At 64.2% G+C, this 5,173-nt stretch carries 5 protein-coding genes; all 5 read right to left on the bottom strand.

The genetic code is table 11. From position 1 onward, the window contains the following. A partial coding sequence (locus tag EOA33_RS23510) for a sodium:proton antiporter (RefSeq protein WP_145989250.1) occupies positions 1 to 1,074 on the bottom strand: 1,074 nt, incomplete at its 3' end. 154 nt (positions 1,075 to 1,228) lie between these two features. Then, a complete protein-coding gene (locus tag EOA33_RS23505; protein WP_126058392.1) occupies positions 1,229 to 2,293 on the bottom strand; it encodes an ABC transporter ATP-binding protein in 1,065 nt (354 codons plus the stop codon). Between the two features lie 25 nt (positions 2,294 to 2,318). Further along, positions 2,319 to 3,110, bottom strand: coding sequence for an ABC transporter permease (locus tag EOA33_RS23500; RefSeq protein ID WP_126058391.1), 792 nt, complete (start codon positions 3,108 to 3,110; stop codon positions 2,319 to 2,321). Further along, the gene (locus EOA33_RS23495; RefSeq protein ID WP_127406710.1) at positions 3,107 to 4,021 is read right to left on the bottom strand and encodes an ABC transporter permease subunit; all 915 of its coding nucleotides are present in this window, start codon (positions 4,019 to 4,021) and stop codon (positions 3,107 to 3,109) included. The genes EOA33_RS23500 and EOA33_RS23495 overlap by 4 nt, the downstream gene beginning before the upstream one ends. Before the next feature lie 61 nt (positions 4,022 to 4,082). After that, positions 4,083 to 5,173: ABC transporter substrate-binding protein (locus EOA33_RS23490; protein ID WP_245482418.1), on the bottom strand; the 1,091-nt coding region annotated here is incomplete at its 5' end.

Genomic DNA, 5,173 nt, shown 5'->3' with positions numbered 1-5,173 from the left:
CGTCACCAGTCCCCGCATGCCGCACCAGCCGACGAGCACGGCACCGCGGAACGTCGGTGCATCCCGCCTTTTGTCTTCGCTGTCGAAGCGGGCAAGCCATCGCATGACCGCAACGTAGCTCGCGACCCAGACGAGGCGAGCCACGATGACCACGGCCAGCACCGTCGCGGCGAAGAGAAACGCATCGCCTTGCCCGTCGCCGGAGAGCCGGCCGACGATCGAGCGTGCCTGCAGGCCCATCAGAACGAAAGCCAGCACGTTGAGGACGAACACCGCCGACTCCCAGACCGAATAGGTGCTGACGCGCCTCCGCGCCGACATCAGGCGCGGCGCGGTGCGCGCGATGGTCATGGCATAGACGACGATGGTGATGATGGCCGACAGCCCGAGCCTGTCGGCAAGTATCCAGACACCGAATGTACCGGCGAACTGCACCACTGTGCTGCTTGCCGCATCCTCGATCCGCGTGAGCGTCAGCAGAGAGAAGCGGCCGAACAGATAGCCGGCGACAACGCTGCCGACCGTCGACAGCAGGATCACCGGCACCGCGTCCTTCAGCATGACCGAACCGATCGCGGCCGAAACCGCAATCCTGTAGATCAGCAGCGCTGTCGCATCGTTGAGCAGGCTCTCGCCCTGCAGGATGGCCATGATGCGGTGCGGCACCTTGAACTGGCCGAGCACGGCGCTCGCGGCCACGGCATCGGGCGGCGCGACGATGGCGCCGAGCGCGATCGCCGCCGCGATCGGCAGGCCGGCCATCTTCCAGCCGACGAAGGCAACGACCACGGTAGTGAAAACAACCGCGCCGAGCGCCAGCATCGCCAGCGACAGCCGGTAGCGCTTCAGGTCGCGCAGCGAGGTGTCATAGGCGGCATCGAGAAGCACCGGCGCTATGAACAGCGCAAGCGCCAGTTCCGGATCGATCTCGATCGTTGGCGCGCCGGGCACAAAGGCAATCCCAACCCCGGCCAGGGCCAGCAGCGAAGGATAAGGGACCTCCAGCCGCCGCGACAGCGCCGCCAGCGCGACGGCAATCAAAAGCAGGACAAGGGTGATCTCGAACAGGGCCATACCTCATCGTAGCGATGAAGCGCGACGGTTGGCAGTACCCCCGTGTCGGGATGCTGTTGATTGTCTGGCGCGTTAGCGATGAGGGTCGGATCGTCCCACGCTGATCACTATGGGAGGTGATGCACCGGCTCGAAATTGCGCTCCTGTCGCTTTGCTAGTGCAGCACCAGCATGTCGCCGGACGAAAACGAGATGTCCGCCTTCTCGCCAACTACGGGCGGCGGCGTCGTGGAGTTGTTGAACGTGTCGAGCGACACCGTGTTGCCGCCAATGCCGACGCGCACCCGGATGACCGAGCCGAGGAAGTGCACTTCGGCGATCTCGCCGGAAAGGCTGGTGTCATGGCCGGGTTGCCGCCCCAGCGAAATCGCCTCGGGCCTGAGCGCCAGCGACAGCGTGTCGCCGGATTTCGAACCGTTGAGCTTGCCCTTGAGCGAGACTTCCTGCGTGTTGACCTGCACTTTGCCAGATGCCGGGTCGGTGACCTTGCCTTCCAGCACGTTGAGTGTGCCGACGAAATTGGCGACGAACTTGGTCGCCGGCCGGTTGTAGATCTCGAACGGCGTGCCGACTTGCTCGGCCTTGCCGCCATACATGACCGCGATGCGGTCGGAGATCGACAGCGCTTCTTCCTGGTCGTGGGTGACGAAGATGGTGGTGATGCCGAGCTTCTTCTGGATCGAGCGGATCTCCTCGCGCAGCGACACGCGCACCTTTGCATCGAGCGCCGACAGCGGCTCGTCGAGCAGCAAGAGCTTCGGCTTCGGCGCGATCGCGCGCGCCAGCGCGATGCGCTGCTGCTGGCCACCCGAAAGCTGGTAGGGATAGCGGTCGGCCATCTGCGGCAGCTTTATGATGTCGAGCATCTCGGCGACGCGGGAATCGATGGCGGCCTTCTGCATCCCCGCCACCTTCAGCCCGAAGCCGATATTCTGCGCCACCGTCAGGTTGGGGAACAGCGCGTAGGCCTGGAACACCATGCCGACATTGCGCTGGTTGGGCTTCAGCCGCGTGATGTCCTTGCCAGCCACGACGATCTTGCCGGCGCTCGGCTCCTCGAAACCGGCGACCATGCGCAGCACAGTCGTCTTGCCGCAGCCCGATGGGCCAAGGAAGGAGACGAACTCGCCCGGCGCAACGTCGAGGTTGAAATCCTCGACCACAGTCGTGGCGCCGAAGGACTTTCGCACATGCTGGATGGAGAGGAACGGCTCGGCCATGGCTTTGACTTTCAGTGCTTGTCGTTCAATTGGGGCGGTTCGCCGATTTCGGCGCGAAGCGGGACAGGATCTGGATCAGCGACATGCAGCCCCAGGTAATGGCGAAGGCGATGATGGCAAGCGCCGCCGGCTCATAGGCGCGGTTGGCGCCGATATTCTGCAGATACGGTCCGAAGGCCGGCCGATTGAGCAGGCTCGCCATGGTGAATTCGCCGATGACGATGGCGAAGGTCAGGAAGGCGCCCGACAAGACCGCGATCAGCACATTGGGCAGGATGACACGGGTGATGATCGTCCCCCAGCCAGCGCCGAGGATCTGCGCCGCTTCCGTCAGCGTCCTGACATCGATGGTGCGCAGCCCGGTATCGACCGCCCGGTACATGTAGGGCAGCGCCAGCGTCGCATAGCCGATGACCAGCAGGGCGTTGGTGCCGGTGTCGCTGGCGAGGAACGGCAGCGGCGAGTTGGAGCCGTACATCCGGATGTAGCCGAACACGATGACGATGGCCGGAATGACCAGCGGCAACAGCGTGATGAACTCGACCACCGGCCTGATCTGCGGCAGACGCAGCCGGATCCAGTAGGCCGCGGGCACCACAATCAGCACGCCGAGGATGATAGTGAAGATCGCCGCGACCACCGAATACATGAAGGTGGCCTGGAAGCGTTCGTCCCCCAGCACGATCTGATAGGCGTCGAACGAATAGGCGCCGCGCCGCATGCGCATCGAGAATTCGACGGTCGCGATCAGCGGAATGAAGAAATAGGCCGCGCCCAGCGCAAAGACGACCCAGGCCCAGAATCTGCCGGACTTCATTTGAGCCACCTCTCCGAGCGGGTCCGGAACCAGATGTAGAAGACATTGGCGAGACCGGTGATGATGATCATGCCGAAGGCGATCGCATAGCCGAGATGCGCGTTGTGCAGCACGTCGCCACGGATCTGCGCGTAGAGCAGGATCGGCACGATGTTGAGCGAGGAACCAGTCAGCGCATAGGCGGTGGCGATCGCCCCGAAGGCGTTGGCGAAGAGCAGGATCACGGTGCCGAGGAAGCTCGGCCAGATAACCGGAATGACCACCATACGCCAATACTGCGCCGTGGTCGCGCCGAGCGTCGCAGCGGCTTCGCCCCATTCCTTCTTCAGCCCGTCGATAGCCGGCGTGATGATGACCACCATTAGCGGGATCTGGAAGTAGACATAGGTCAGCGTCAGGCCCCAGAAGGACAGGATGTTGAAGCCGTGCGCGTAGATGTTCAGCCCAAACACGGTGTTCAGGATGACGGTGGCGAGCCCGAGCCGGCCCAGCGTGGCAAGGAAGGCGAAGGCCAGCGGCACGCCGGCGAAATTGGAAGCGACACCGGAAAATGTCAGCGTCGCCGAGCGTATCCAGTCCGGCAGGCCGCCACGCACGATGGCAATGGCGATGGCGAGCCCGGCGAAGGCGCCGATCAGAGCCGAGGCAAGGCTGACCTTGATGGAAATCCAGTAGGCAGCAACGATCGACGGCTGCGCCAGGGCCGCGATGTTTTCGAGCGTGAACTCGCCTGCGTCGTTCTGGAAGGCGCCCAGCATCAGATAGAGCGTGGGCAGGATCAGGAACATGATCGCGAAGACGAAGAACGGTGTAACGCCGAGCCACTGCGTCGGCAGCCTCAGGCTGCGCGCATCGGCGGGCGGCGCGGTCTTTCCCGCAATGGCCTGGTTGGAGAGCGAGAGATCGGTCATGCGCCGGCTACCGTCTTTGAGAGGAGCCGGGCGGCCAAGGCCGCCCGGCCCTTACATTGTGTTACTTCACGTTGGCGCCGACAACGGCATCCCAGTTCTTGGTGATGGCTTCCTTGGCCTTGCCCTGTTCATCGAGGGTCGGGAAGACAGCCGATGCATAGGCCTCGGCCGGCGGCAGCTTGGCCATCACGTCGGCCGGGAGCTTGCCGTTCTTGGCGAGGTCGTTGAAGCGGATCGGGTGGCAATAGCCCTTCAGCCAGCCGATCTGGCCTTCGTCGGAGTAGAGATACTCGAGCCACAGCTTCGCGGCATTCGGGTGCGGCGCGTAGGCGCTGATCGCCTGCACGTAGACGCCGGCGACGACGCCGGTCTTCGGCACGACGACATCGACCGGCGGGTTGCCCTTCAGCGTGTCGCGGCCGGCAAGCGCGTTGTAATCCCAGGTGACCAGGATCGGCGTCTGGCCCTGGGCGAGCGTCGCCGGCTTGCCGATGACCGGCACGAAATTGCCGGCGGCGTTGAGCTTCTTGAAGAAGTCGAGACCGGCGGTGCCGGCGGCTTCACCAGCGGCCGCGCCACCGGAAAGGCCGGCGGCGTAGACGGCCTGGATGGCCTGGTTCGAGGCGCGCGGGTCACCGGCGAGCGCAACCGTATTGGCATAGTCTGCCTTCAAGAGGTCGGCCCAGTCAGCCGGCGCTTCCTTGACCAGATCCTTGTTCACCAGGAAGGACAGCACGCCGTAATAGTCGCCGGTCCAGAAACCGTCCGCATCCTTGGCGCTGTCCGGGATCGAGTCCCAGGTCGACACCTTGTAGGGCTGGATCAGGCCATCGGCCTTGGCCGACGGGCCGAAGGACAGGCCGACGTCGATGACGTCGGGCGCCTGCGGGCCCTTGTTGTCCTTGTTGGCCTTGATCGCCTCGATCTCGTCGCCCGAGCCGGCATCCGGGTTGAGTTCGTTGATCTTGAGTTCCGGATACTTCGCCTTGAAGCCGTCGATGACGGCGCCATAGCCGCACCAGTCATGCGGCAACGCGATCGTGGTGAGCTGGCCCTCCGCCTTGGCCGCCTTGACGAGTTCATCCAGCGAATCCGCGGACGAAATCACCGTCGACGCAAACAGCGCCGCGGCCGAAAGGGAAAGCACTTTCC

This window comes from Mesorhizobium sp. M4A.F.Ca.ET.050.02.1.1 (genome assembly GCF_003997725.1).
Classification (GTDB): Bacteria; Pseudomonadota; Alphaproteobacteria; order Rhizobiales; family Rhizobiaceae; genus Mesorhizobium.
This window is presented reverse-complemented; position numbering and strand designations above follow the sequence as displayed.